Below are 22790 nucleotides of genomic sequence, written 5' to 3'. Positions count from 1 at the left end.
TCTGGCGGGTACCGGCTCGATCGCGATCGGCGACAGTTTCGTCCAGCAGATCGTCGGCCACGGCCTGGCCGCGCGCCTTTCGGCCAAGCTTGGCGAGGGCGTCGTCAACGGCATGATGACGGCGCGCATCGGCATCGCCGCGATGGAGACGGCGCGACCGCTGCCCTTCAGCGCCGCGAAGCGTCCCGGATTGGGCGACTTCCTCTCGGCGCTGACATCGTTCGCAACCCGGAAAGACGGTGAAACGACCCCATCCGGCAAGTGAGCCGGGCTGGAGTGTCCGGGCATTCGGAATCGTTACCGGACTGCTCTGCGGCGGCCCCGCGGTGACGAAGCATTAACCAATCTTGTTCATGGTCAGACGGGTTCCAAACAGCATCTTTGTTGCCGGGTGTCGTCGATGAAAAGCGTAGTACTATCCAGCGTCCTGCCCCTGGTAACCGTGATCACGGCAGTCGTCGGCATTGCAGGAGCGGCCAGCGCAGCGGAGCCGGACAAGCAGTTCTTCCAGTCCGCCGAAGGCAAGTGGATCGGTCCCGGCGAAATCGTCGCCGGCAAGTACAAAGGCACCAAGTTCAACTGCAGCTTCACCGGCTCGACGCCCGATGGCAAGGTCGGCATGTCGCTCGACGGTGGCTGCCGGGTCGGTATGTTCACCCAGCCGATGTCGGCCAAGATCGAGCGCAAGGGCCGCGAGGGCTACAAGGGCAGCTTTATGGGTGGCGCGACCGGTTCTGGCCTCGACATCATCGGCGGCAACGTCGTCGATGCCCGCAAAGTGGTCTTCACCATCAACCGCAACCAGCTGCGCGGCGTCATGCAGGCCCGCATCCCCGACGACAATTCGATGACGGTGACCATTGCCGTGCGCGTCGACGACCAGTTGGTGCCGGTGATCGGCATGAGCCTGAAGCGGGTCGACGCGGTCGAAGTCGGCTCCATCGCGCCGAACTGAAAAAATCCAAAGAAAAAGGCGGCGACCCAACGGTCACCGCCCTCTCACTTGAGCCCATCGAATCAGGCGTTTAGACCTTGATCTCAAATCAGGGCGTTAGCCCTTGATCTCGAATCAAGGTGTCAGCCCTTGATCGCGGCCGTCACTTCGTCATAGGCCTTGCAAGCGTCGGCCAACGTCGTGGCGCCCTGATACTTGGTTGTCACCGCCTGGACCTTGGCGGTCAGATCAGCCGCCTTGGCCGGGTCCTTGGTGATCGCCTCCTGAAGTGCTGCAGCCATGTCCTGCGCCTTCTTGGTCGCGATCTCCGCCGTGCACTCAGGCGCCTTCGAGCAAGCCGAACCGGCAAGCACCGCCAGGCCGGCGGCAACAAACAAAAACTTCTTCATGTCAGTCATCTCCTCAAAAAGGGTGCGACTTGATCGTCGATCACCCTCCAATGGCCGAAGCCGAGCGTCCTTAGCCTTCGATTGCGGCAAGATGCAACGTGTTCCCGGCCTCAACTTGTGTATCGCGCCTGCAACATCGCCGGCGGCCTGAATTCCAGGCTGCTGTATCTGCGGCAGCGAAGTTCAGCTGCGTGGCTGCAGCAGCGCCAAGACGGCTGTCGATGCGGCAAGGATAGCAGTCAGAGTCAAAGGCGCTGTAGGACCGTAGGTGTCTACAACATAGCCGCCGACAACCGCGCCGATGGTGATGGCAATCTGGAAAGAGGTGACCATCAGGCTGCCCGCTGCTTCCAGCGCGTCAGGGGCTGCGCGAGACAAATTTGTCGGCAGCACCACCGGCGCCATGCCGAAGGCGAAGCCCCACAGCGTAGCGAAGCCGAAGGCAACGCCAATGTGCACGCCCCAGAGAACCAATGCCAGCGCGGCAAACGCCATCAATGCGGCGGTAGCCACGAGAGCCACGTGGATGTTGGCGTCGGCCATGCGGCCACCGGCGATATTGCCGATCACGGCGGCGATGCCAAATCCTAGCAACGCCAGGGCAATTGGCCCGGTTGCAAGGAGCGTCACGTGTTCGAGGAAAGGACGCACATAAACCGAGCCGGCAAAATGCCCCGTCATCAGCAAAAGGATAGCAAGCATACCGAGTTGAATGCCACGCCGCCGTGTCAGCCGAAGGACGTCTGCAAGACTATTGCTTGCTGTTGCAGGCAAGGTCGGCAGACTAAGGAATTGCAGCAGCATGGCAAGCAAGGCCAACCCCGCTGTCATGGCCATGGCGCTGCGCCAACCCAGCCAGTCGCTGATCAACGCGCCCATCGACGGTGCGGCAATGGTTGCAAGCGAGACGCCGAGGGTGACGATAGCCATGCCCCGCCCAGTCGCGTTGGCGCCAACCAGCCTCGCCACGACGGCGACCGAAAGTGCCCAGAAAGCGCTGAGAGCAATTCCCAGCCCGGCCCGGCCCAGCAACAACAGCCAGAAATTGGGCGCCAGCGCTGCAAGAACATTGGAACCGACTGCCAAGGCGCTGAGGCCAACCAGCACCGTCTTGCGGTTCAATCTGCCGATGAGAACATTGCTCAACATGGCCGTCACGGCGCCGACGGAAGCGGTGGCGGTGACGACCTGTCCGGCCGTCCCCTCGCTGATGCCGAGATCGCGTGCCATTGGCGTCAGCAGACCTGCGGGCAGGAATTCGGCCGACACCAGGGCAAAGCTGGTGGCCGCCAATGAAATGACCGCGAACCAGGTGGCTGAGCTCCACGCGGCTGGTGCACCGGTATCGGCGTCTATCGCCGCGTCTTCAAGCTGTAATATTGTGTCTGTCACGGAAAGATCTCCAAAGTTTGGAGGTCTTCATAGACGAGCCCCTTCGGATGATATGTACCTTATAATCCGAAATTCATGTCTATTCGTCCGGGAATTGTGCGACGCACAACGCCCGGCGAGACACTGGTGATGCGCTTGAACGCGCGAGCGAAGGATGCCTCGGAATCATAGCCCAAACGGGTAGCGACCTCAGCCACCGACAAGCCGTTTTGCCCTAACAACTCGCGGGCAAGCTGCATGCGCAGACGGGCGAGATAGCGTGCAGCACCCTCCCCCAATACAGCGCTGAAGCGTTCGGCGAAAATCGAGCGCGATTGGCCTGCCAGGCCGGCGAGGCTTTCCAGCGTCCAGTTGTGGCCGGGATCTCTGTGCATGGCTGCCAGAGCGCGGCCAATATGAGGGTCGCGGATGGCTGCGAGCCAACCGGTGGTCGAGGCTCCCGTGCAATTGACCCAGCAGCGAATGAGCCGGGCTGTCAGCAAGTCCGCCATACGCGACAAGATAGTGGCGCTGCCCATCTGCGGTTGCGCGGCCTCTGCGGTCATAGCGGCCAGCAAAGGGCCAACGATCGGGTCATTGCCGGCCACGTCGCAACCCTTGATGATAGGCGGCATCAGCGCGATCAATGGGTTAAGCGCACAGGCGCCCAAGGCCATGGAGCCGCAGAAAAGGGTGCTTGTCGCGCCGGTGCCTTCCCGTACCACTTCGCAGACGTTGCTTCCCAACTTGGTCACCTGGCAATCCTCGAGCGAGCCGCCTGCAACGTCCGGCGCGCTGGCCAGCCGATGGGCGATGCCTTGCGGCAGCAGCGCCAGATCGCCATCGCGCAACTCCTGCCAGCCTTGCGCTTCGGTGTGAATCCAGCATGGCCCCTGGCCGACAAAATGAAACCGAAGCAGCGGTTGTTGCGGAAATGCAATGCTCCATGGATGTCGGAGTTCGCAACGGCCATAGTTGACACCACTCAAACGAAAGTCTTGTAAAACTTCGCTGAGCGCATCCATCGGGATATGTGGCGTCGAAGACGGCCGGGACGAATAGGCAGACATATGCGCAATATAGATGCCGAACGTCCGGCAGGCAAGCGGGGACCGTTGTTCCACTAGGTGAATCGCTGCAACGGCACGCTGCCCTTCCCTGCAGATTTCTCACCTTGCCTCCCGCTTCAACTGCATGCAAGGAGTGCTGCGAGACACAGGGACAAGAGGCATGGCGGCGGAAGCATCGGGCAGCGATCTGGTTCAGGTGGTGGCGCTGCTTGCTGCCGGTGTCGTCGCTGTTCCCATCTTCAAGCGCATGGGCCTCGGCTCGATCCTCGGCTATCTGGCTGCCGGCGTGGTGATCGGCCCGTTCGGCCTCGGGGTCTTTTCCGAATCGGAAGCCATTCTTCATGTCGCTGAACTCGGCGTGGTGATGTTCCTGTTCATCATCGGGCTGGAAATGCAGCCATCGCGGCTCTGGGGCCTGCGCCGTGAGATCTTTGGCCTCGGTGCGTTGCAGGTCGGCGTCTGCGCACTCCTGCTGACCGGTGTCGGCATGGCTGGAGGGTTTCCAATCTCGCAGTCCTTCGTCGCCGGCGCCGGCTTCGTGCTGACTTCGACCGCGATCGTCATGCAGCTTCTCGAGGAACGCGGCGAAATCGCCGCACCGAAAGGCCAGCGCATCGTATCGGTGCTGCTGCTTGAGGATCTGGCAATCGTGCCGTTGCTGGCCCTGATCGCGTTCCTGGCGCCCGGTGGAGCCGACACCAGCCTGTCGGAGCGGCTGACCGAGGTCGGCATCGGCCTCGCCGCGATCGTCGGCCTGGTGGTGGCCGGCCGCTATCTGCTCAACCCGTTCTTCCGCATCCTGGCGGATGCCCGTGCGCGCGAGGTGATGACGGCCGCGGCACTTCTGGTTGTCCTCGGATCCGCCCTCGCCATGCAGCTCAGCGGCCTGTCGATGGCGATGGGTGCCTTCCTGGCCGGCGTGCTTTTGTCCGAATCGACCTTCCGCCACCAACTCGAAGCCGACATCGAACCCTTCCGCGGCATCCTGCTTGGCCTGTTCTTCCTCGCGGTGGGCATGTCGCTCGACCTGCATGTGGTCGCGGCGAACTGGCGGCTGATCGCCGTCTATGTCGTCGCCTACATGGTGATGAAGGCGTTCGGCATCTACATCGTCGCCCGCATCCTGAAATCAGGCCACCGCGAAGCCCTGGAGCGCGCGGTCTTCATGGCACAGGGCGGCGAATTCGCCTTTGTCCTTTACTCGGCGGCCGCGGCGGTCGGCATCATCGACGGCCAGGCCAACGCGACGCTGACGGCGATCGTCATCATCTCCATGGTGCTGACGCCGCTGGCCATCATCGCCTTGCGCTATCTGACGCCGCACGACGAGCAGTCTCTCGACGGCGTCGATGTCGCCGATGGACTGACCGGCAGCGTGTTGATCATTGGCTTCGGCCGCTTCGGCCAGATCGCAAGCCAGCCGCTGCTGCTGCGCGGCATCGACGTCTCGATCATCGACAATGACGTCGAAATGATCCAGGCGGCGGCCGATTTCGGCTTCAAGGTCTACTATGGCGACGGCACGCGACTGGACATCCTGCATGCCGCCGGTGCCGGCCGGGCGCGCGCCGTGCTGATCTGCGTCGACAAGGCCGATGTGGCTGTTCGCATCGCCCAGTTGATCAAGGCCGAATTCCCACTGCTCACAGTGCTGGCCCGCGCATTCGACCGTGGAACGGCGCTGCAGCTCATTCGTGCTGGCGTCGACTACCAACTGCGCGAAACCTTCGAATCCGCACTTGTTTTCGGCGGCTCGGCACTGGAATCGCTGGGCGTCGATCCCGAAGACGTGGCTGAAACGATCGAAGACGTCAGGCGCCGCGACACCGATCGTTTCGAAACCCAGCTCGCTGAAGGCATTCGCGCCGGACAGCGCTTCCTGAGAGGCAATATCGGCACGCCGATTCCGACACCGCTCTCCACGCCGCGCCGGCCTGGTCAGGCACTCAATGAAGAAACCGCGGGTGTGCTGCACAAGTCCGAGCCCGCCGATTGAGCAAGGAATTATGCATGGAATTGGACAGCAGAGCCCTGTCGGTCACGAAATTCTGGCGCGATGCCGGCGAGGACGCCTGGTTCGAGAAGAATGAGGCATTCGATGCCGAGTTCCGCGACCGCTTTCTCGATCTGCATTACGCCGCTGCGCGACGGGAATGCGACGGCTGGCTGGAGCATGCCGAAGGCGCGCTGGCGCTGATGATCCTGCTCGACCAGTTTCCGCGGAACTGTTTTCGCGGCACCGGCCATATGTACGCGACCGATCCGCTCGCCAGATATTTCGCAGAGAGAGCGATCGCGGCTGGTCTTGACTTGGCACTCGAGGAAGAACTCCGCGTCTTCCTCTACCTGCCTTACGAGCATTCGGAACTGCTGGCCGACCAGGACATTTCGGTCGAGCTGACGCAGGCCAGGGCTGAGCCCTACCTGAAGTACGCTGTCGAACACCGCGATATCATTCAGCATTTCGGTCGTTTTCCGCATCGAAACAGGATGCTTGGCCGCGAAACCACAGTGCAGGAGCAGGCATTCCTGGATGGTGGCGGCTTCTCTGGCTGAAGATCCGGCAACTGCCTCGTCCGGACCTCAGGCCAGCCACCAATCCCGGCCGGACGACAAGCGCTCGATGCCTGAGGTATCGACGGCGACCAGGCGCTCGGTGATGCTGCGACCACTGACAACCAGGCCGGGCGCGATCTCGGCCAGCGGCGCCAGCACGAAGGCGCGCTCCAGCATGCGCGGATGCGGCACCTCCAGCCCGGTCTCGTGGATGACGCGGTCGCCGAACACCAGAATGTCGATGTCGATCAGCCGCGGCCCCCAGCGCTCCTCGCGCACCCGCTTCAGCTTGCGCTCCGCATCGAGGCAGAGGTCGAGCAAGGCACGCGGTGCAAGCACGGTGGAAATTTCGGCGGCCGCATTGAGAAAATCCGGCTGATCGAGCTTGCCCCAGGGCGGCGTGCGATAAAGCGAGGAGACGCCGGTGACACGCGTATCCGCGTCGGCATCCAGCATGCGCAGCGCCGCGCCCATGGATTTCGCCGGATCGCCAAGATTGCCGCCAAGGCTGAGATAAACGGTACTATTCGGGCCAGACAACGGTCACCTCGACATAATCGAGCACGCCGGGCACCGGTGCGTTCGGCTTGCGCACCGTGATCTCGGCTTTCTTTATCTGCGGAAAGCGCGCCGTCAGCGCACGGGCCACTTCGAGCGCCAGCGACTCGATCAGAAAACGGCGCTGCCCGGTAATGATCTTTTCAATGACGGTGAATGCAATGCCGTAGTGGACTGTATCCTCGATCGAATCCTCGGCAAGTGCGCGGCCTGGATCGACGGTGAGAACGGCATCGACATAGAAGCGCTGCCCGAGCCTTTCCTCCTCGTCCAGCACGCCGTGCCGGGCAAAGAAAGCGCAGTTCTTCATGCGGATGACATACATCGCTCAGTTTCTCGCCCGGTCCGTCCGACGCGCCAGCATAGCATCCGCGAGCGCCAAAGCGTCCATGTTGAATGCGACATCGTGGACGCGAAACAGATCCGCCCCCTGGAGCCTCAAAATCACGCTGGTCGCCGATGTTCCGACCCCTCTGTCGGCGGCATCACGGCCGGTGACCGTGCCGATGAAGCGTTTTCGCGACGTACCGGCCATCAGCGGCAAGCCAAGTGCATGCAATTCCGAAAAGCGTGCCATCAGGTCGAGATTTTCCTCCGCCGTCTCCTTGGCGAATCCGAAACCGGGATCGAGCACGATATGATCGTCGGCGATGCCGTTCCGGCGGGCGATTTCCAGCGACCTGCGCAGGAACGTTAGTTGATCGGCGATCACATCCGGCAGCTTCTGGCGATCCCGCCCGGTATGCATGATGACAAGCCCCGCGCCGGTGTCGGCGGCGACGCGCGCAATATCGGGCTCGCGCTGCAAACCCCAGACATCGTTGACGATATGCGCGCCGGCGGCAACCGCCAGCCGCGCCGTGTCGGCGCGATAGGTGTCGACCGAAATCAGCACCTCGCTCACGCCCGTCAGAGCTTCGATCACAGGCAGGATGCGGGCCTGTTCCTGGCTGGCCGATACCGCGGCAGCACCTGGGCGCGTCGATTCTCCGCCGACATCGACAACCAGTGCCCCTTCCCCGATCATGCGCCGTGCCTGGGCCAGCGCCTTTTCAGGGGCGTCGAACTGGCCGCCGTCGGAAAAGCTATCAGGCGTGACATTGAGGATGCCGACGACCACGGCCTTGCCGCCAAGGTCGAGATGGCGCCCATGCGCCAACTGCCATCGCCTTGCCGTCATTGCTCATCGACCATGGAGTTCATCAATCATGTGTGATCCCTGGCGGATCAATTTCATTGCGCCGGCAACGGCCGTAAAGCAAGGTGGTCGAAGAGGCAACATGATGAAACGATCCATGCTTGGCATGAAAAAACAGTCTTTGGGCGTGAACCAATCCTTGGCTTGCGCGCTGCTGCTCGCCACGACGCCGCAACCGTCGGCGGCGGCCAATCTCGTCAAGACGTACAGCTATTTCGCCATTGGCGGCAGCACGCTCGACGACATCGAGGCACAACTCTCCAAACGCGGGCCGGAGGTGAAAAGCACTGGCACCCGCCACCCGGGCGCCACGCAAATGGCCTTCACCACCCGCATCAGCTATGCGCAGACACCGAGTTCCTGCCGGATCGCCGACGCGGTGGTGACCGTCAAGGTGAAGGTGATCCTTCCCGAGTGGCGCCGCCCGCGCAAAGCCGATGCCGATGTCAGGCTGTTCTGGGATACGCTGTCCGCCGACATCAAGCGCCATGAGGAGCGCCATGTCGAAATCGCCAAGAACCATGGCGGCGAACTCGAAGAGGCCTTGAAAGCCACCTACCCGCAAAAGAACTGCGACGCCGCCAAGGCCAAGGCAGCCGCCATCACCGCGGCTGTTCTGGCCAGGCACGACCGCGCCCAGCTTCAGTTCGACCGCGTCGAAAGCGTCAATTTCGAAAGCCGCATCTTGCGGCTGCTGCGCTACCGCATGGAGCGCATCGGGAACGGCCGACTGCCGCCGGCCTGAACGCACTCGAACTGGAATCCAAATTCGCCGAAGCGTGGTGCCAGATTGGAAAAACTTTCGAGCCCTTGTCGAAACCGGCCTATATGGGACGACATATATCAGGCTCGCCGGACGCGAGCTTAAAACACCAATGCGATCCAAACGGTCGAGAAACCCGAACGGCTGAACAGCGCCGGTCAAATCGCAAGCTTATGGATGAACGATCATGGACCAGGCTGTCGACAGTCAAACGATGGCGGAAACCGGCACGCCGATAACAGAGAGCGAAAAGAACGCCATCATCGGCGGCGTGCTGTTGTCGATGCTGTTGGCGGCACTCGATCAGACCATTGTCGCGCCGGCCATGCCGACCATCGGGCATGCGCTCGGAAACGCACACTATCTGCCATGGATTGTCACCGGTTATCTCCTGACCGCTACCGCGGTGGCTCCGCTCTACGGCAAGATTTCCGATGTCTACGGCCGCCGGCCGACCGTCTATGCCGCGATCCTGATCTTTTTGGCGGGATCGCTGGTCAGTGCGCTGGCTCCCAACATGTTTGTGCTGGTTGTCGGGCGGGCGATCCAGGGCGCCGGTGGCGGCGGCTTGTTCGCTTTGACGCAGACCGTCGTCGGCGATCTCGTTCCGCCGCGCGAGCGGGCACGCTATGCCGCCTGGTTCTCCGGCACATGGGCTGTCGCCAGCATTGCCGGTCCGTTGCTCGGCGGCACTTTCGCAGAGCACCTGCACTGGTCACTGATCTTCTGGATCAACATTCCGCTTGGTCTTCTTGCGATGGCGATCATCAACAAGCCGCTCAAAAAACTGCCCGTTGCCGCAAAGCGCCATCGTATCGACGGCCTGGGCGCATTGCTTCTTATCGTTGCCACGGCGCTGCTGCTGCTCGCATTGAACTGGGGCGGCAGCGCCTATCCCTGGATTTCGCTTGAAGTCATCGGCGTTCTCTGCGGTTCGGCGATTTTCTGGGGCGCTTTTGCCTTGCGGCTTATGCGAGCCGCCGAGCCGCTCATCTCCCTCGAAGTGCTTGGCAATCCAATCGTTCTGGCGGGCACGCTTTCGATGTTCCTGCTTCAGGCCGCAAGCGTCGGCATGGCTGTGTACCTGCCCGTCTATCTTCAGGCGGTGCTCGGCCTGTCGGCAGCAGAGTCGGGCATCGCGATGCTTGGGCTTCTGCTTGGGACCGTCGGCGGCGCGGCATTCAGTGGGCGCATGATACCGCATTTTACCCACTACAAGCGCATTGCAATGGTGGGAGTCGTCTTCAGCATGCTGTGCCTCTGCCTGCTGGCCGTCGTCGCAGGATATGCAACGCTGCTGGAGGTAGAGGTCTTGACGATTTGCATCGGGTTTGGAACCGGAACGACGTTTCCGGTCACCACCGTGTCGGTCCAGAACGCCGTCGATCGCGTGCATCTTGGCGTCGCGACGGGCGTGCTGACATTCCTGCGTTCGCTTGGCAGTGCGCTTGGGGTCGCGATGCTCGGCGCGGTCGCTCTGGGTTACGGCTTGCCGCTTGCCGGTGAAGGCGTGCGGATCGCTGGCCATAGCGCGACGGTCGAGCCGTTCGTGATGATCTTTGCCGTTGCCGCCGCTACATTGCTGCTGGGGTTGATCACGCTGACGCTGATGCCCGAAAAAGAGCTTCGCGGTTATGCCGACAATGCGGCGCCGATGCTCGCCGAATAAAGTTCAGCCGGAGACGCCGAGCTTCTTCTGCAGGCTGGTCGAGGAGGTCGTGTACTGGAAAACGATGCGCTCGCCGGGGCTGATGATGCGCTTGGCGGCCTGCGCCATCAGCGCCACTTCGTGGAAACCCGACAGGATCAGCTTCAGCTTGCCCGGGTACCAGTTGATGTCGCCGACCGCGAAGATGCCAGGCACCGATGTCTGGAACTTCTCCGTATCGACCGGAATAAGGTTCTCGTGAAGATTGAGACCCCACTCCGCGATCGGTCCGAGCTTCATGGTAAGGCCGAAGAACGGCAGCATGCGCGTGCAAGGCACCTCGACGTCGCCGTCCGGTCCCTTGATGGTGGCCGATGACAGCTGGCCGTCGGCACCGGTCAATCCGGTCACCTGCCCGACCTGGAACTCCAGCTGCTTCATCTCCTGCATGGCATACATCTTGTTGACGCTGTCGGGGGCGGCACGGAACTCGGGCCGCCGGTGCACCAGCGTCACGCTCTTTGCCACCGGCTGCAGGTTCAGCGTCCAGTCGAGTGCCGAGTCGCCGCCGCCGACAATAACGAGGTCATGGCCGCGAAAATCCTCCATCCGACGCACCGAATAGAAGACACTCTTGCCTTCATAGGGCTCTATGCCGGGGATCGGCGGACGCTTGGGCTGGAAAGAGCCGCCGCCGGCGGCAATCACCACCACCTTGGCCTCGAACACCTCGTTTTCGTCGGTGGTGACGCGAAAACTGCAGTCCTCCAGTTTTTCCAGGCTGGAAACCATTCGGTTGTAGCTGAAATCAGGCTTGAACGGCGCGATCTGCTCGAGCAATTTGTCGACCAGCCCCTGCGCCGAGATCGAAGGCCAGCCTGGAATGTCGTAGATCGGCTTTTCCGGATAGAGTTCCGCGCATTGGCCGCCCGGCCGATCGAGAATGTCGATCAGGTGGCACTTCATGTCGAACAGGCCGAGTTCGAACACGGCAAACAGGCCGACCGGCCCTGCCCCGACAATAAGCACGTCTGTCCTGATGATGTCTGTCATGCCTGTGCCTCGCTGAGAAACAGCAGGACACTGCATGACCATCGCTCCGCTGCCAAGCCACAGCGGGAAAAATCAGTTGGCAAAGATACCGCGCTTATCCCTGGCGGGCAGGCACCCGCACAACCAGACCGTCAAGCGCATCGCGGACCTTGATCTGGCATGACAGGCGCGAGTTGGGCTGGACGTCGTAGGCGAAGTCCAGCATGTCCTCTTCCATCGCTTCCGGCTCGCCGACTTCAGCCGTCCAGGTTTCGTCGACATAGACGTGACAGGTGGCACAGGCGCAGGCGCCGCCGCATTCGGCCTCGATCCCGGGCACTGCGTTGCGGATCGCGTTCTCCATGACCGTAGAGCCGTTCTCGGCGTCCATGTCGAAATGCGTGCCGTCATGGGCAATGAAAGTCAGCTTGGTCATTTGTCACCTGAAGGGAGTTCCAGCCGAGATAATCACTCCGGCTGACAAGTCAACTGCCGCATGAAAGCGCCGCCCGATGACGTTTTTCCGAAAATCGGGTTCGGCGCGGATTCAGCGGTTGATGGCGGCGATGAAATCGCGCACTTCGTCGATCAGCGTGCCAAGCCGCTTGAGCGTCTGGCCGTCTTCCGGCCGGTGCTCGATCTCGGTGGCGCAATCGGCGATGGCAAAGGCGCCGACGCCCCGTGCCGAACCCTTTAACCCATGGGCGAGCAGAAGACGGTCCTTGATGTCGGCGTCGACTATTCTGTCGCGCACAGACAGCGCCTGCTGTACAAACAGCGCCAGCACCTCCTGCTCGAGGCTGCGGTCACCCATCGTCTGGCGGGCAAGGTGTGCCAAATCGACCGGCCGTGACCGCCTTGGTCCGGATACGTCGCCCCCGGGCATTGAGAAGGCAATGCCGCTTTCGCCACGCATGAACTCGAACTCCGCTTCTTCGATTCGCCCGAAAACCTAGGCGAATCCAATGGACAACGGGTTAATGAATGGCCGGAAAAAATGTTGCCAAAGCGGCGCCCAAATCACAGTTCCGTTAACCTTATATTTAAAGTTTTACGTATCCCGCGGAATGCATGTTTTCTTTACCCCCCTGTGTCATTACGATACGAGGGGTCCATTTTCAGCCTCCTGCGCGTGGTACGACAAACAGAATTATAAGCCCGCGGCAGCTAGTACAGGGTAGCGAAGGCATGGCAAAGAAACCAACGACGACGAGAACTCTCGACAGCGAAGTGGCCAGGGAACTGGAAAAGGCGCTCGATCTCGACCTCAGCAACGAGATCGGCAGCGGCGACCTCGACATCGCGGCTTCGATGGAGGATCTGGAAGCGCAGATATCCCAGGCGGCTGACGAGCTGGCGCGCGAGGGACGCAATAATAAGCCGGAACAGAACCCGGAGCCCGTGGTCAATCAGAACCACACCGCGAAACCCGCGCCCAAGGCCAAGCCTGCCGAATTGCGCCCCGTGGAACCGCGCAATGGCGCCCAGCCCGCGGGCTTCGCGCCGGCCAATGACGATCGACAGAAGGACTACAAGACGCTCCTGCACAGCCTCAACAGGCGTGCCTCGAACACCATTTACTGGGTCGTCGCCTTCGTTTCGCTCGCCTGGTTCGCCGGTGCCGGTGGTTTGGCCAATCTGCTTTTCGGACCGAGCATCTGGAGAATCCGTACGCTCGACCAGTTCCTTGCCCGTCCGGAGCTGATCGGCCTCGCCGTCGCGGCGATCGTGCCCGTCATCCTGTTCTGGGCCTTCGCCGCCATGATTCGCCGCGCCCAGGAAATGCGCATCGCCGCACAGTCGATGACCGAAGTGGCCTTCCGCCTGACCGAACCGGAAAACCTTGCCCAGGATCGCGTCATGATGATCGGCCAGGCCGTTCGTCGCGAGGTCGCGGCAATGGGCGAAGGCATCGAACGCACGCTTGCCCGCGCCGTCGAACTGGAAACGCTGGTCCACAGCGAAGTCAACCAGATCGAACGCTCCTATTCCGAGAATGAATCCCGCATCCGCTCGCTGGTCGACGGGCTCGGCAGCGAGCGCGAAGCTGTCGTCACCCATGCCGAGCGCGTCCGCGCCTCGATCACCGGCGCGCATGAGACGCTGAAGGACGAGATCGGCGCCGCCTCCGACATCATCCGCGACTCGATCCTCAATGCATCGACCAAATTGTCGATGACGATCACCAATTCCGGCGACACGCTCATCGACCGCATCAACGAAAGCTCGATGTCGATCTTCGATTCGGTCGAAGGCCGGCTCGATTCGATCACCGACCGGCTGTCGACCTCGGGCGAGGCCTTCGCCAGCCTTCTCGACACCCGCATTGCCAAGCTGACGGACACCACGGACGGCCTGACGCGGTCGTTGACCGATCTGCTCGACGATCGCACCACCGGCATGGTGTCGCTGCTTGGCGGTGCCGCGCGCACCCTCAATTCCGAATTCGAGGCCAGCCTCAACGGCATCGAGCGCACGCTCGCCGAACGCGGCCAGGCGCTGATCAGCGAATTCCAGACCCGCGCCGAGGCGCTGGACACCGGAACGCAGAAGCTCAATGCGGCACTCGAGGCGCGCGCCCGCCAGATCAACGAGACGCTGGTCGAGCGCGCCCGCGAAATCGCCCACACCTTCGCCGAGAGCAAGGACACGCTGTCGGCAATGATCGATCAGGGCAAGACCCAGATCGGCGCCGACATGGCCGACATCGTCACCTCGACCTCCTCCATGCTCGAAGCCCGCGCCAGCGACTTCGCCGGGCGCATGGAAGCCGCCCGTCACGTCGTGTCGCGTTCGTTCGACAGTGACATCCAGCGGCTCGCCGACGCCCGCGTCGGCATCGAGGAAGCTGTCGAGAACCACAGCAGGAAACTGTCCGAAAGCCGCGAGCGCATGGCCGCGGCCATGGAGGCCGACCTGGCGAAGTTCGCCGAGGGCCGCGCCGGTATCGATGCGGCGGTGACCAACCAGGTGCAGAAGCTGGCCGAAGGCCGCAGCCTGATCTCGCGCGCTCTCGAAGAGGACCTGCGCAAGGTCAATGAATCGCGGGCAGCCATCGATGCATCGCTCGGCAGCCATCTCGAAAGGCTGGAAGAAGGCCGCAACAGGCTTTCTACTGCCTTGAACGAAGACTCCGGGAAATTGGTGCAAGCCCGTACGATCATTGATGAAATGGTCGCAGGCCACGTCGGCAAGCTCGCCGAGGGCCGCAACATTCTGTCGCGCGCTTTGGAAGCCGATCTCGGCAAACTGTCCGACAGCCGCGCCGACATCGACGGTCTGGTCGCCGGTCAGGTGGAAAAGATCGCCGAAGGCCGCGCCGTGCTCGCCAAGGCGTTGGAAAACGACATCGTCGGCATCAAGAGCCTCATCGAAACCCATTCCGCCAAACTGGCGGAGGACCGTACGCAGCTTTCCCATTCGCTCGACAATGATCTGTCCGGAATACGCGGCCTGATCGAAAGCCACTCGGGACGATTGGCCGAGGACCGCAGCCTGCTGTCGCAGACCCTTGAAGCCGACCTTGCCAAGCTGGCCGACAGCCGTTCGAGCATCGACGGTCTGGTCGCCGGTCAGGTCGAGAAGCTGGCGGAAGGCCGCGACATTCTCAAGCGCGCGCTGGAATCCGACCTGAACACGATCAAGGGCGTGATATCGAGCCAGTCGGAAAAGCTGGCCGAGGATCGCGGGCAGCTTTCGCGGCTCCTGGAAACCGACTTGCAGAATGTGAACAGCGTCATCGCCGACCACATGAACAAGCTGGTTCAGGATCGCTCGGCTCTATCCAAAGCCCTTGAGGACGACCTCGCCAAGCTGGCCGACAGCCGCTCCAGCATCGACGGACTGGTTGCGGGTCAGGTCGAGAAGCTGTCCGAGGGTCGAGATATCCTGCGGCGCGCTCTGGAATCCGACCTCAATGCGATCAAGGGCACCATTGCCGACCAGTCGCAGAAACTGGTCGATGACCGGGCGCAGTTCGCCCGGGCGCTCGAGGCTGATCTCGAAAGCGTCAACGGCCTGATCAACAGCCATTCCGAACGGCTCGCCCAGGATCGTTCAACCCTGTCGAGGTCACTTGAGGCCGATCTGGAAAACGTCGGTGGCCTCGTCAACAGCCACGCGGAAAGGCTTGTCCAGGAGCGCTCGACCCTGTCGAAGGCGCTTGAGGACGATCTCGCCAAGCTGGCCGAGAGCCGCTCCAGCATCGACGGGCTGGTCGCCGGCCAGGTCGAGAAGCTCGCCGAAGGCCGCGATGTTCTCAAGCGCGCGCTGGAAGCCGATCTCGCCAAGCTGGCCGAAAGCCGCTCCAGCATCGACGGGCTGGTCGCAGGCCAGGTCGAGAAACTGGCCGAGGGCCGCGACATTCTCAAACGCGCTCTCGAAGCTGACCTGCAGAAGCTGACCGAAAGCCGCAGCGATATCGACGACGTCATCGCCGGACATGTCGGCAAGCTGTCCGAAGGCCGCAATATGCTGACCCGCGCGCTGGAAGACGATCTCGGCAAGCTCGCCGAGACCCGCAAGGACGTCGACCGCTCGCTGTCGGGCCATATCGATCAGATCGCCGCCAGGAGCACCGGCATTTCCGACGCGATCGCTGCCGATGTCGAGAAGATCGAGCAGGCGTTCAGCCGTCAGACCGGCATCATCGAGGAGCGCGCCGGCACCATGGAGCGTGCGCTCTCGACAGGTGTCGACAACGTCCGTGCCGTGCTCGAGAAGAGCGCCGTGTTTGTCGCCGGCGCCCTGCGCGAGAAGGTGCTGGAAGTCACCAGCACCCTGCACGAGCAGGCCGGTGCCGCGTTCAGCGACGCCGACCGCAAGATCGCCGAGCGCGCCGAGCAGACGTCCGCCGCCCTGCTGGCGCGGGCCGAAGACATCGCCCGCACCTTCGAGGATGCAGACCGTCGCCTGCACGCCCGTGCGGAAGACACCTCGAACGCCTTGCTTGCCCGCGCGGACGACACGTCCAGCTCGCTGCTGGCCCGTGCCCATGAAACCGCCGATCAGCTGGCTGCTCGCGCAAGCCAGATCGCCGGCACCTTCGAAGCGGCTGACCAGAAGCTCGCCGCCCGCGCCCAGGAAACCGCCGATCAACTGACCGCCCGGGCCCAGGACACCGCCGACCATCTGGCGGCCCGTGCAAGCGAGATCGCCGGTACGTTCGATGCAGCAGACCAGAAGCTGGTTGCTCGTGCCATCGAAACGGCCCAGTCGCTGGCCGCGCGCGCCGGCGACATCCTGCGTAACTTCGAAGGCGCCGACCAGCGGCTCGGTATGCGCATCGGCGAATCGGCCGAAGCGCTTGCCGCACGCGCATCGGACCTTGGCCGCATCTTCGATGCCGCCGACCAGCAACTCGTCTCGCGCATCGCCGAAGGTTCGGAAGCGCTGTCGAGCCGTGCCTCCGAAATCGGCCGCATCTTCGACGACGCCGATCAGCGTCTGGTATCGCGCATCGCCAACAGCACATCCACGATTGGCGAGCATGCCGAGACCATTGTCGGCGCCTTTGCCGATACCGAGCAAAGGGTCGCCGAACGTGCACGGCGGACCGGCCAGGAAATGGCCGTGCATGCCCGCGAAATCGAGCAGGCGCTTGCCGGCGCCGACGAGCGGCTCGCATCGAGCGCGGCAGCTGCCGCCGCCCGCGTCGAAGAGCAGGTCTCAAGCGTCGAGAACCGCCTCGCCTACACGGCCGAGACGATGGGCCAGAAGCTCAACGAGCAGGTGTCGAATGCCGAGGCGCAACTCGTCTCGCGCGCCAACGTGATCGCGGAGACCTTCACCGCGGTTGGCCAGCATATCGGCCAGAGCACCAACGATGCCGCCAAGACGATCGGCGCCAACACCCGCGAACTCAACACCATGCTCGCGGCGCGTTCGGCCGAAATGTCGAAGATCCTCGACGAAACCGCACGGCCTTTGGTCGAGCGCTTCGCCCAGGGCGGCTCGGAACTGCAAAAGAGCATGGAAGAGGTCACCGAACGCGCCACCGAAAAGCTGCGCAGCGAGAATGCCGCACTTGTCGACGCTCTCGCCAGCCGCACCGCCGAAACCTTGTCGGCGGTCGAAGGCGCGCGCTCGTCGCTGTCCGACAGCGTCGCCGACCTCATCGGCCGGATGACCAAGTCCAGCTCGCAGCTCGGTCAGCTGATCGAGCAGGCCGCGGTCAATCTCGGCCAGGTCGATGAACGCCTCAGCGGCAGCACGCAAAGCTTCGCCGCCACCACCGAGAAGGCCGCGCAGACCTTTGCCAGCTCGGCGCGACTGGTCGATTCGAACACGACAAGGCTGACGGAACTGTCGTCGTCCACCTTGCGCGAGGTCGCGTCGATCGCCACCAAGTTCGACGAGCACAGCCGCCTGCTGTCCAGCGCTTCGGACCTGTTGAGCTCGGCCCAGAGCAACCTCGAGCACACGCTCGAACGGCAGTCGTCGCTCGAAGATCTCGCCGTCGGCTTGGTCAAGAAGTCGGAAGATCTCGAAAGGGTCATGCGCTCGTTCGAAAATCTCGTCGGCCAGACGCTGCAGAACGCCGAAGGCAAGACGATGGAATCGGCCGACAAGATCCGCATTGCCATCACCGACGTCGTCGATTCGGCAACCAAGCGCTTCGCTGATGCGACCGAGGAGATGCGGCGCACCGCGGGCTCGATCAAGAGCGAGCTCGACCTTACCCGCGCCGAGCTCAAGAAGGGCGTCATCGAGATGCCGGAAGAGGCCAAGGAATCGACCTCGGCCATCCGCCGCGCTGTTTCCGAACAGATCAATGCCCTGAAGGAGCTTTCGGACATCGTGGCCAAGTCCGGCCGCGGCGCCGATGGGTCCGAGCCACGCAATCTGCGTCCGGCGCCGCAAGCGCCGGCCGCACGCGCTGCCGAGCCGCCGCGCCGCGCACCGGCACCACAGCCGGAGCTGCGCACGCCTCAGGCGCCCTTGGGCGGCCCTGCATTGCGCGGCACGCTTGACCTTGAGCGGCCTGCCGAGGCGGCACCGCGTCCGCGCGGCGATGCCAACGCCCGAACGCCGCAGGGCGGCTGGGTGCGCGATCTTCTGACCGCGGCATCGAATGATGAGGACCTCAGGTCGGCAGCTCCCACGGCGCCGGCGGAAGCGCCGCGCGCTACCTCTGCCCAGCGCTCGCCCCTGCATGTCGTCGAATCGCTGAACTCGCTCTCCGTCGATATCGCGCGGGCCATCGACCACGATGCTTCGATCGAGCTGTGGAACCGCTACCGGCGTGGCGAGCGTGACGTGTTCACGAGGCGACTCTACACGCTGAAGGGCCAGCAGACGTTCGACGAGATCCGTCGCAAGTATCAGGCCGAGGCCGAGTTCCGCGCCGCTGTCGACCGCTACTGCGACGATTTCGAGAAGCTGCTCAAGGATGTCTCGCGCAACGACCGCGACAACATCATGGCGCAGACCTACCTGACCTCGGACACCGGCAAGGTCTACACCATGCTGGCCCACGCCAGCGGCCGCCTGCACTAAGACAGAATTGAACAGGCGGGGCCATGGTCCCGCCTGTGACTGCGCTGAACCTCCGGCACGCGCCGAACCTGCCCGCAGCGAGTTTTGCAAGCCGATCGACGCGTTCGGGACTCGCCGAAGTCGGATTTCCGATCGCACTGAAATCCACCGACAATACCCGCTGCCCTGACGCTCAAAGGGTGTGATCGTGAAGACGGCAATCATATTCGACTGCGAGTTTCTTTGCCTTGAGGGCTCGCAACGCAGATTCTGGTGCGCGGCCCACGATCCTGACCCGGTGATCGCACAGATCGGCGCCGTCAGGCTTGGACTTGAAGGCGACTTCCCCCTGCTGGGGACACACAAGGCCTATATCAGACCGGTCGACCGGTTTGGTCAGAGATACGCCCTCGACCCGTTCTTCACCAGACTGACCGGCATCACCGAGGAAGATCTGGAGGCCGAAGGGATGGCGCTAGGAGATGCGCTCGCCGACGTCGATCGTTTTTCCGACGGGTCGCGATTGTGGTCCTGGGGCAAGGACGAGTTGAACATGATCGCCATCAGCTGCTATGTCGCGGGCATTCAGCCTTCGATTCCGGCCACCCGGTTTGACAACGCCGTCAAGCTGCTGATCGCAGCCGGAATGCCGATCGAGGATCTGGCGAGAACGCCGAGCAATAAGCTCGCCGATTACTACGGTGTAGAGCACCCGCCATTGCAGGGGCACGACGCGCTCGATGACGCGCTGTCCGTGACCTATACCCTGCAGCACCTGATGAAGACCGGAAAGCTCCGGCCGGAGATCTTCGACCGCTTGTAGGTAGAAAAGCCTGATGGGATGAAGCTTGGTGGGATTCCGGCGTGCCCCGCGCTCAGATCACCGAATCCGTCCAGCGCACGATCTGCCCGGCGGCGTCGCCGAACGCCTTGTCGAGCGCGGTGACATAAGCAGGATTACCACTTCCCGAGACGGGTGCGGCTGCGGTGAAGCTCTTGGAAGCACGGACCTCGCCGTTGCGATCGTTCAGGATCCGCACGAACAGATCGACCTCGGCATGCTCGCCGCCGTCGACGCGCACCTCGAAGGAGCGGATCTCCACGATCACCTGATAGTCGATCGCCAGGCCCTCGCCCGGCTTGCCGACGCCGGCAAAGCTGCCCGAGCGCTGGAACGTCTCGGCCAGCCGCGCCTGCACGATCAGCGGCAGCCGGTCGGCCCATTGCGCGCCCTTGAGATACTGGATCGAGCGATCCGACGGCTTGATGACGATGTTCTGGCTGTCCAGAGCCTTGAGCGCCGAGGGCTGGGCGATCAGGATCTGCTTGCGGCTGTGGCCATGCGCGTCGACCGAAGGCGCCGACAGCTCAAACGTATCGAGCGGCGCGGGCTTGCCGCCCAACGCCGCGCAGCCTGCGAGCGTCAAGGCAAGCAGTGCCGCAGCCGATGTCAACCCGCCCGTTTTCACCCACACAGACTTCACGCGCGATCCCCGTTGTCCCCGGACCGTAAGATCGACCCGATTTCGCGGCTCATGTTTCTGGGGCGCGCCGACGTCGAAGTCAACGCCGCGCCCTGCCATCGAATTGCCGAACCTCGCCATCGCCACCCGAAAGGATACGCTGCGGATTGCGGCTGAGATCGGTTACCGCCTCTTCGATGCGGCTGATCGAACGGCGGCTGTCCTGCACCAGTGCCTCGACATTCGAAAGCCCCTGGCCCGAGAATCGCGCCAGATTGTCGGTGATGACGCCAAGGCGGGCATTCAGCGTGTCGGCAACCTGCTTGAACGACTTCAGCGTCGCCCTGGCATCCGCCATCACGCCGTCAGCCTGCCCCGACCCGAGCAAGGTATCGACCTTGGCAAGAATGCCATCGACCCGCACCGAGGCATCGTTGAGCCGTTGCGCAAGCTGCTTTGCGTCCTTGATCGTCTGGTCGATGTCGTCGGCCCGGTTGGCGAACTTGTGTGTCACCTCCGCGATGTCGGCGGCGGCCTTGTCGGCGCTCTCGCTGGCCTTCTGGATGTTGGCGAGCGCCGAGCGCACTTGTGCGGGATCGATACCGTCGAGCACGTTGTCGACCTTGGCCAGCGTGCCTTGCGTCCGTTTGGCGAAATCGTTGACCGACCCCACGGCTGTATCGACGTTCTTGATCACCCCGTCGAGCTGCTTCGACGTCTCCTTGAGGTTACCGGTTACCGCGTCGACATTGGCGACGATGCTCTTGATCTTGTCCTTGTCGACGGCGTTGAGAAGGCCTTCGGCCGCCTTCAGCGTGCCGTCGAGTTTGCCGGAAACGCCTTTCAACTCATCGGCCAGCGTGCTGGCGGCGGACAGGAACTTGTCGATGCCGTCCGAATTCTTGGCCAGCGCATCGGAGAAGGTCTGGACGTTCTGGACGGTCTGCGTCAGCGGCCCGCGAACGTCCTTGGTGAAGCCTTCGAGCTCGGTCAGCACCTTGTCGGCGCGGGTGAAGATATTCTGCGCCGTCTGCAATAGGTTGGTCACCGCCGACGGGTTGGCGACGATCTCGGCAACCTTGCCTTCCTTTTCCGCCTGGTCGAGGAGCTTTACCTCCTTTGGATCGGCGCCCTTGAGCTCGATGTTGGCCTGCCCGGTCAGGCCGGCAAGCCCGATATCGGCCTGCGTCGATTTGGTGATCGGCGTCATGCGATCGATCTCGGTATCGGCGATGGCAACCGTCGGATTGTCGACATCGATATAGACGCGCCTGACATCACCGACCTTGACGCCGTTGAACAGCACGAAACTGCCGCGGCCAAGCCCGGACGCCGAGCCCGGAATGCGCACGCGCAGCAACGTCGTCTCACCCTTGTCGCCGATCGCCGCCGTCCAATAGACGAAGGCAAACGCCGCCAGGATCGCGGCCAGCGTGAAAATGCCGACAATGACGTAATTGGCTCTGGTTTCCATTGTCCCACTTATGGCTATGCGCGCGCCGCAAGATCAAGTTGCCGGGCGCGTTTTCCGCGGAAATAGGACTTTACCCACGGCTCCTCGCTCTTCAGCATGTCGTCGATGGTGCCTTCGACCAGCACTTTCTTCTTGCCGAGCACGGCCACCCGGTCGCAAGCGGTGAAAAGCGTGTCGAGATCATGCGTCACCATATATACGGTCAGGTCCATCGTATCGCGCAGCTTGACCACCAGCTCGTCGAACTCCGCCGCGCTGATCGGATCGAGGCCCGACGTCGGCTCGTCGAGGAAGACGATGTCGGGGTCGAGCGCCAGCGCCCGAGCCAGCGCGGCGCGCTTGATCATGCCACCGGACAGTTCGGACGGGAATTTCTGCGCCGCATCGGGCGGCAGCCCGACCAGCTCGATCTTGAGCAATGCCAGTTCGTCCATCAGCTTTCGCGGCAGATCGAGATATTCGCGCATCGGCACCTGGACGTTTTCCAGCACCGTCAGCGCCGAAAACAGGGCGCCGTGCTGGAACAGCACGCCGAGCCGCATGTCGATGCGAAGGCGCTCGATGTCACTCGCCTTCTCGATATCGACGCCGAACAGCTTGATCGTGCCCGACTGCTTGCGCGTCAGGCCGAGAATGGTGCGCAGCAGAACGGATTTGCCAGCACCCGAGGCGCCCACAAATCCAAGGATTTCGCCGCGCCTTATGTCGAGCGACAGCCCGTCGAGGATAAGCTTGTCGGCAAAGGAAACGCTGATGTCGTGCGCGGAAAGCACGATGTCGCCCTCGCCCGCGTCATCAGCCAGTGCACCTGCCCTTTTCCTGTTTCGCAGCTGCATC

The 22790-nt window shown here is 62.8% G+C and carries 20 protein-coding genes; 8 read left to right on the top strand and 12 right to left on the bottom strand.

Going from position 1 to position 22790, the window contains the following annotated elements:
• Both EOA16_RS28570 and EOA16_RS28565 read left to right on the top strand, forming a co-directional pair.
• On the top strand, positions 1–265 hold a 265-nt coding region (locus EOA16_RS28570), incomplete at its 5' end, for a DUF697 domain-containing protein (protein ID WP_127261133.1).
• A gap of 135 nt (positions 266–400) precedes the next feature.
• Positions 401–955 (top strand): hypothetical protein, encoded by a 555-nt coding sequence (locus EOA16_RS28565; protein ID WP_127261132.1) that lies wholly within the window; start codon positions 401–403, stop codon positions 953–955.
• Positions 956–1077: 122 nt separating this feature from the next.
• Here EOA16_RS28565 and EOA16_RS28560 read toward each other — a convergent pair whose 3' ends face one another.
• From EOA16_RS28560 to EOA16_RS28550, 3 genes are all read right to left on the bottom strand, one after another.
• On the bottom strand, positions 1078–1344 hold the full coding sequence (locus tag EOA16_RS28560) for a hypothetical protein (RefSeq protein WP_127261131.1): 267 nt from the start codon (positions 1342–1344) through the stop codon (positions 1078–1080).
• A 183-nt stretch (positions 1345–1527) separates the two neighbouring features.
• On the bottom strand, positions 1528–2736 hold the full coding sequence (locus tag EOA16_RS28555) for an MFS transporter (protein WP_127261130.1): 1209 nt from the start codon (positions 2734–2736) through the stop codon (positions 1528–1530).
• Positions 2737–2795: 59 nt separating this feature from the next.
• Entirely contained in the window at positions 2796–3785 is a 990-nt protein-coding gene (locus EOA16_RS28550; protein ID WP_164754419.1) for an AraC family transcriptional regulator, read from the bottom strand.
• Between the two features lie 160 nt (positions 3786–3945).
• Between EOA16_RS28550 and EOA16_RS28545 the strand changes: the two genes are divergently transcribed.
• Entirely contained in the window at positions 3946–5781 is a 1836-nt protein-coding gene (locus tag EOA16_RS28545) for a monovalent cation:proton antiporter-2 (CPA2) family protein (protein WP_127261128.1), read from the top strand.
• 14 nt (positions 5782–5795) lie between these two features.
• Positions 5796–6341: a DUF924 family protein gene (locus EOA16_RS28540; RefSeq protein ID WP_127261127.1), complete on the top strand. Its 546-nt coding sequence runs from the start codon at positions 5796–5798 to the stop codon at positions 6339–6341.
• Between the two features lie 27 nt (positions 6342–6368).
• Here EOA16_RS28540 and folK read toward each other — a convergent pair whose 3' ends face one another.
• The 3 genes from folK to folP are packed head-to-tail and all read right to left on the bottom strand — an operon-like array spanning position 6369 to position 8079.
• Positions 6369–6881 (bottom strand): 2-amino-4-hydroxy-6-hydroxymethyldihydropteridine diphosphokinase, encoded by a 513-nt coding sequence (gene folK, locus EOA16_RS28535; RefSeq protein ID WP_127261126.1) that lies wholly within the window; start codon positions 6879–6881, stop codon positions 6369–6371.
• Positions 6865–7224 (bottom strand): dihydroneopterin aldolase, encoded by a 360-nt coding sequence (gene folB / locus EOA16_RS28530; RefSeq protein ID WP_023813034.1) that lies wholly within the window; start codon positions 7222–7224, stop codon positions 6865–6867. Before folB ends, folK begins: the two co-directional genes overlap by 17 nt.
• A gap of 3 nt (positions 7225–7227) precedes the next feature.
• Positions 7228–8079, bottom strand: coding sequence for a dihydropteroate synthase (gene folP, locus EOA16_RS28525; protein WP_127261125.1), 852 nt, complete (start codon positions 8077–8079; stop codon positions 7228–7230).
• A gap of 103 nt (positions 8080–8182) precedes the next feature.
• Here folP and EOA16_RS28520 point away from each other — a divergent pair, with 103 nt between their 5' ends.
• On the top strand, positions 8183–8842 hold the full coding sequence (locus tag EOA16_RS28520) for a DUF922 domain-containing protein (protein ID WP_127261136.1): 660 nt from the start codon (positions 8183–8185) through the stop codon (positions 8840–8842).
• A gap of 205 nt (positions 8843–9047) precedes the next feature.
• Complete coding sequence (locus EOA16_RS28515) at positions 9048–10529, top strand: MDR family MFS transporter (protein ID WP_127261124.1); 1482 nt, start codon at positions 9048–9050, stop codon at positions 10527–10529.
• Between the two features lie 3 nt (positions 10530–10532).
• Here the strand turns inward: EOA16_RS28515 and EOA16_RS28510 are convergent, their stop codons facing one another.
• The 3 genes from EOA16_RS28510 to EOA16_RS28500 all read right to left on the bottom strand — a co-directional run bounded on the left by EOA16_RS28510 (position 10533) and on the right by EOA16_RS28500 (position 12456).
• Positions 10533–11561 (bottom strand): NAD(P)/FAD-dependent oxidoreductase, encoded by a 1029-nt coding sequence (locus EOA16_RS28510; RefSeq protein ID WP_127261123.1) that lies wholly within the window; start codon positions 11559–11561, stop codon positions 10533–10535.
• 94 nt (positions 11562–11655) lie between these two features.
• Complete coding sequence (locus tag EOA16_RS28505) at positions 11656–11976, bottom strand: 2Fe-2S iron-sulfur cluster-binding protein (protein WP_127261122.1); 321 nt, start codon at positions 11974–11976, stop codon at positions 11656–11658.
• Between the two features lie 111 nt (positions 11977–12087).
• Positions 12088–12456, bottom strand: a complete 369-nt coding sequence (locus tag EOA16_RS28500) for an Hpt domain-containing protein (protein ID WP_023813039.1) — start codon at positions 12454–12456, stop codon at positions 12088–12090.
• Positions 12457–12728: 272 nt separating this feature from the next.
• Between EOA16_RS28500 and EOA16_RS28495 the strand changes: the two genes are divergently transcribed.
• Positions 12729–19037 (top strand): kinesin, encoded by a 6309-nt coding sequence (locus EOA16_RS28495; protein ID WP_127261121.1) that lies wholly within the window; start codon positions 12729–12731, stop codon positions 19035–19037.
• 187 nt (positions 19038–19224) lie between these two features.
• Complete coding sequence (locus tag EOA16_RS28490) at positions 19225–19839, top strand: 3'-5' exonuclease (RefSeq protein WP_127261120.1); 615 nt, start codon at positions 19225–19227, stop codon at positions 19837–19839.
• A gap of 52 nt (positions 19840–19891) precedes the next feature.
• Here EOA16_RS28490 and EOA16_RS28485 read toward each other — a convergent pair whose 3' ends face one another.
• Genes EOA16_RS28485 through EOA16_RS28475 form a run of 3 tightly spaced genes read right to left on the bottom strand, consistent with a single transcriptional unit; the run spans position 19892 to position 22789 of the window.
• Positions 19892–20599, bottom strand: a complete 708-nt coding sequence (locus tag EOA16_RS28485; protein WP_127261119.1) for an ABC-type transport auxiliary lipoprotein family protein — start codon at positions 20597–20599, stop codon at positions 19892–19894.
• Positions 20580–21953: an MlaD family protein gene (locus EOA16_RS28480; protein WP_127261118.1), complete on the bottom strand. Its 1374-nt coding sequence runs from the start codon at positions 21951–21953 to the stop codon at positions 20580–20582. The genes EOA16_RS28485 and EOA16_RS28480 overlap by 20 nt, the downstream gene beginning before the upstream one ends.
• Before the next feature lie 14 nt (positions 21954–21967).
• On the bottom strand, positions 21968–22789 hold the full coding sequence (locus tag EOA16_RS28475; protein WP_127261117.1) for an ABC transporter ATP-binding protein: 822 nt from the start codon (positions 22787–22789) through the stop codon (positions 21968–21970).
• Between the last annotated feature and the right edge of the window lies 1 nt (position 22790).

The sequence above is a fragment of the Mesorhizobium sp. M7A.F.Ca.US.008.03.1.1 genome (genome assembly GCF_003997495.1).
Classification (GTDB): domain Bacteria; phylum Pseudomonadota; class Alphaproteobacteria; order Rhizobiales; family Rhizobiaceae; genus Mesorhizobium.
This window is presented reverse-complemented; position numbering and strand designations above follow the sequence as displayed.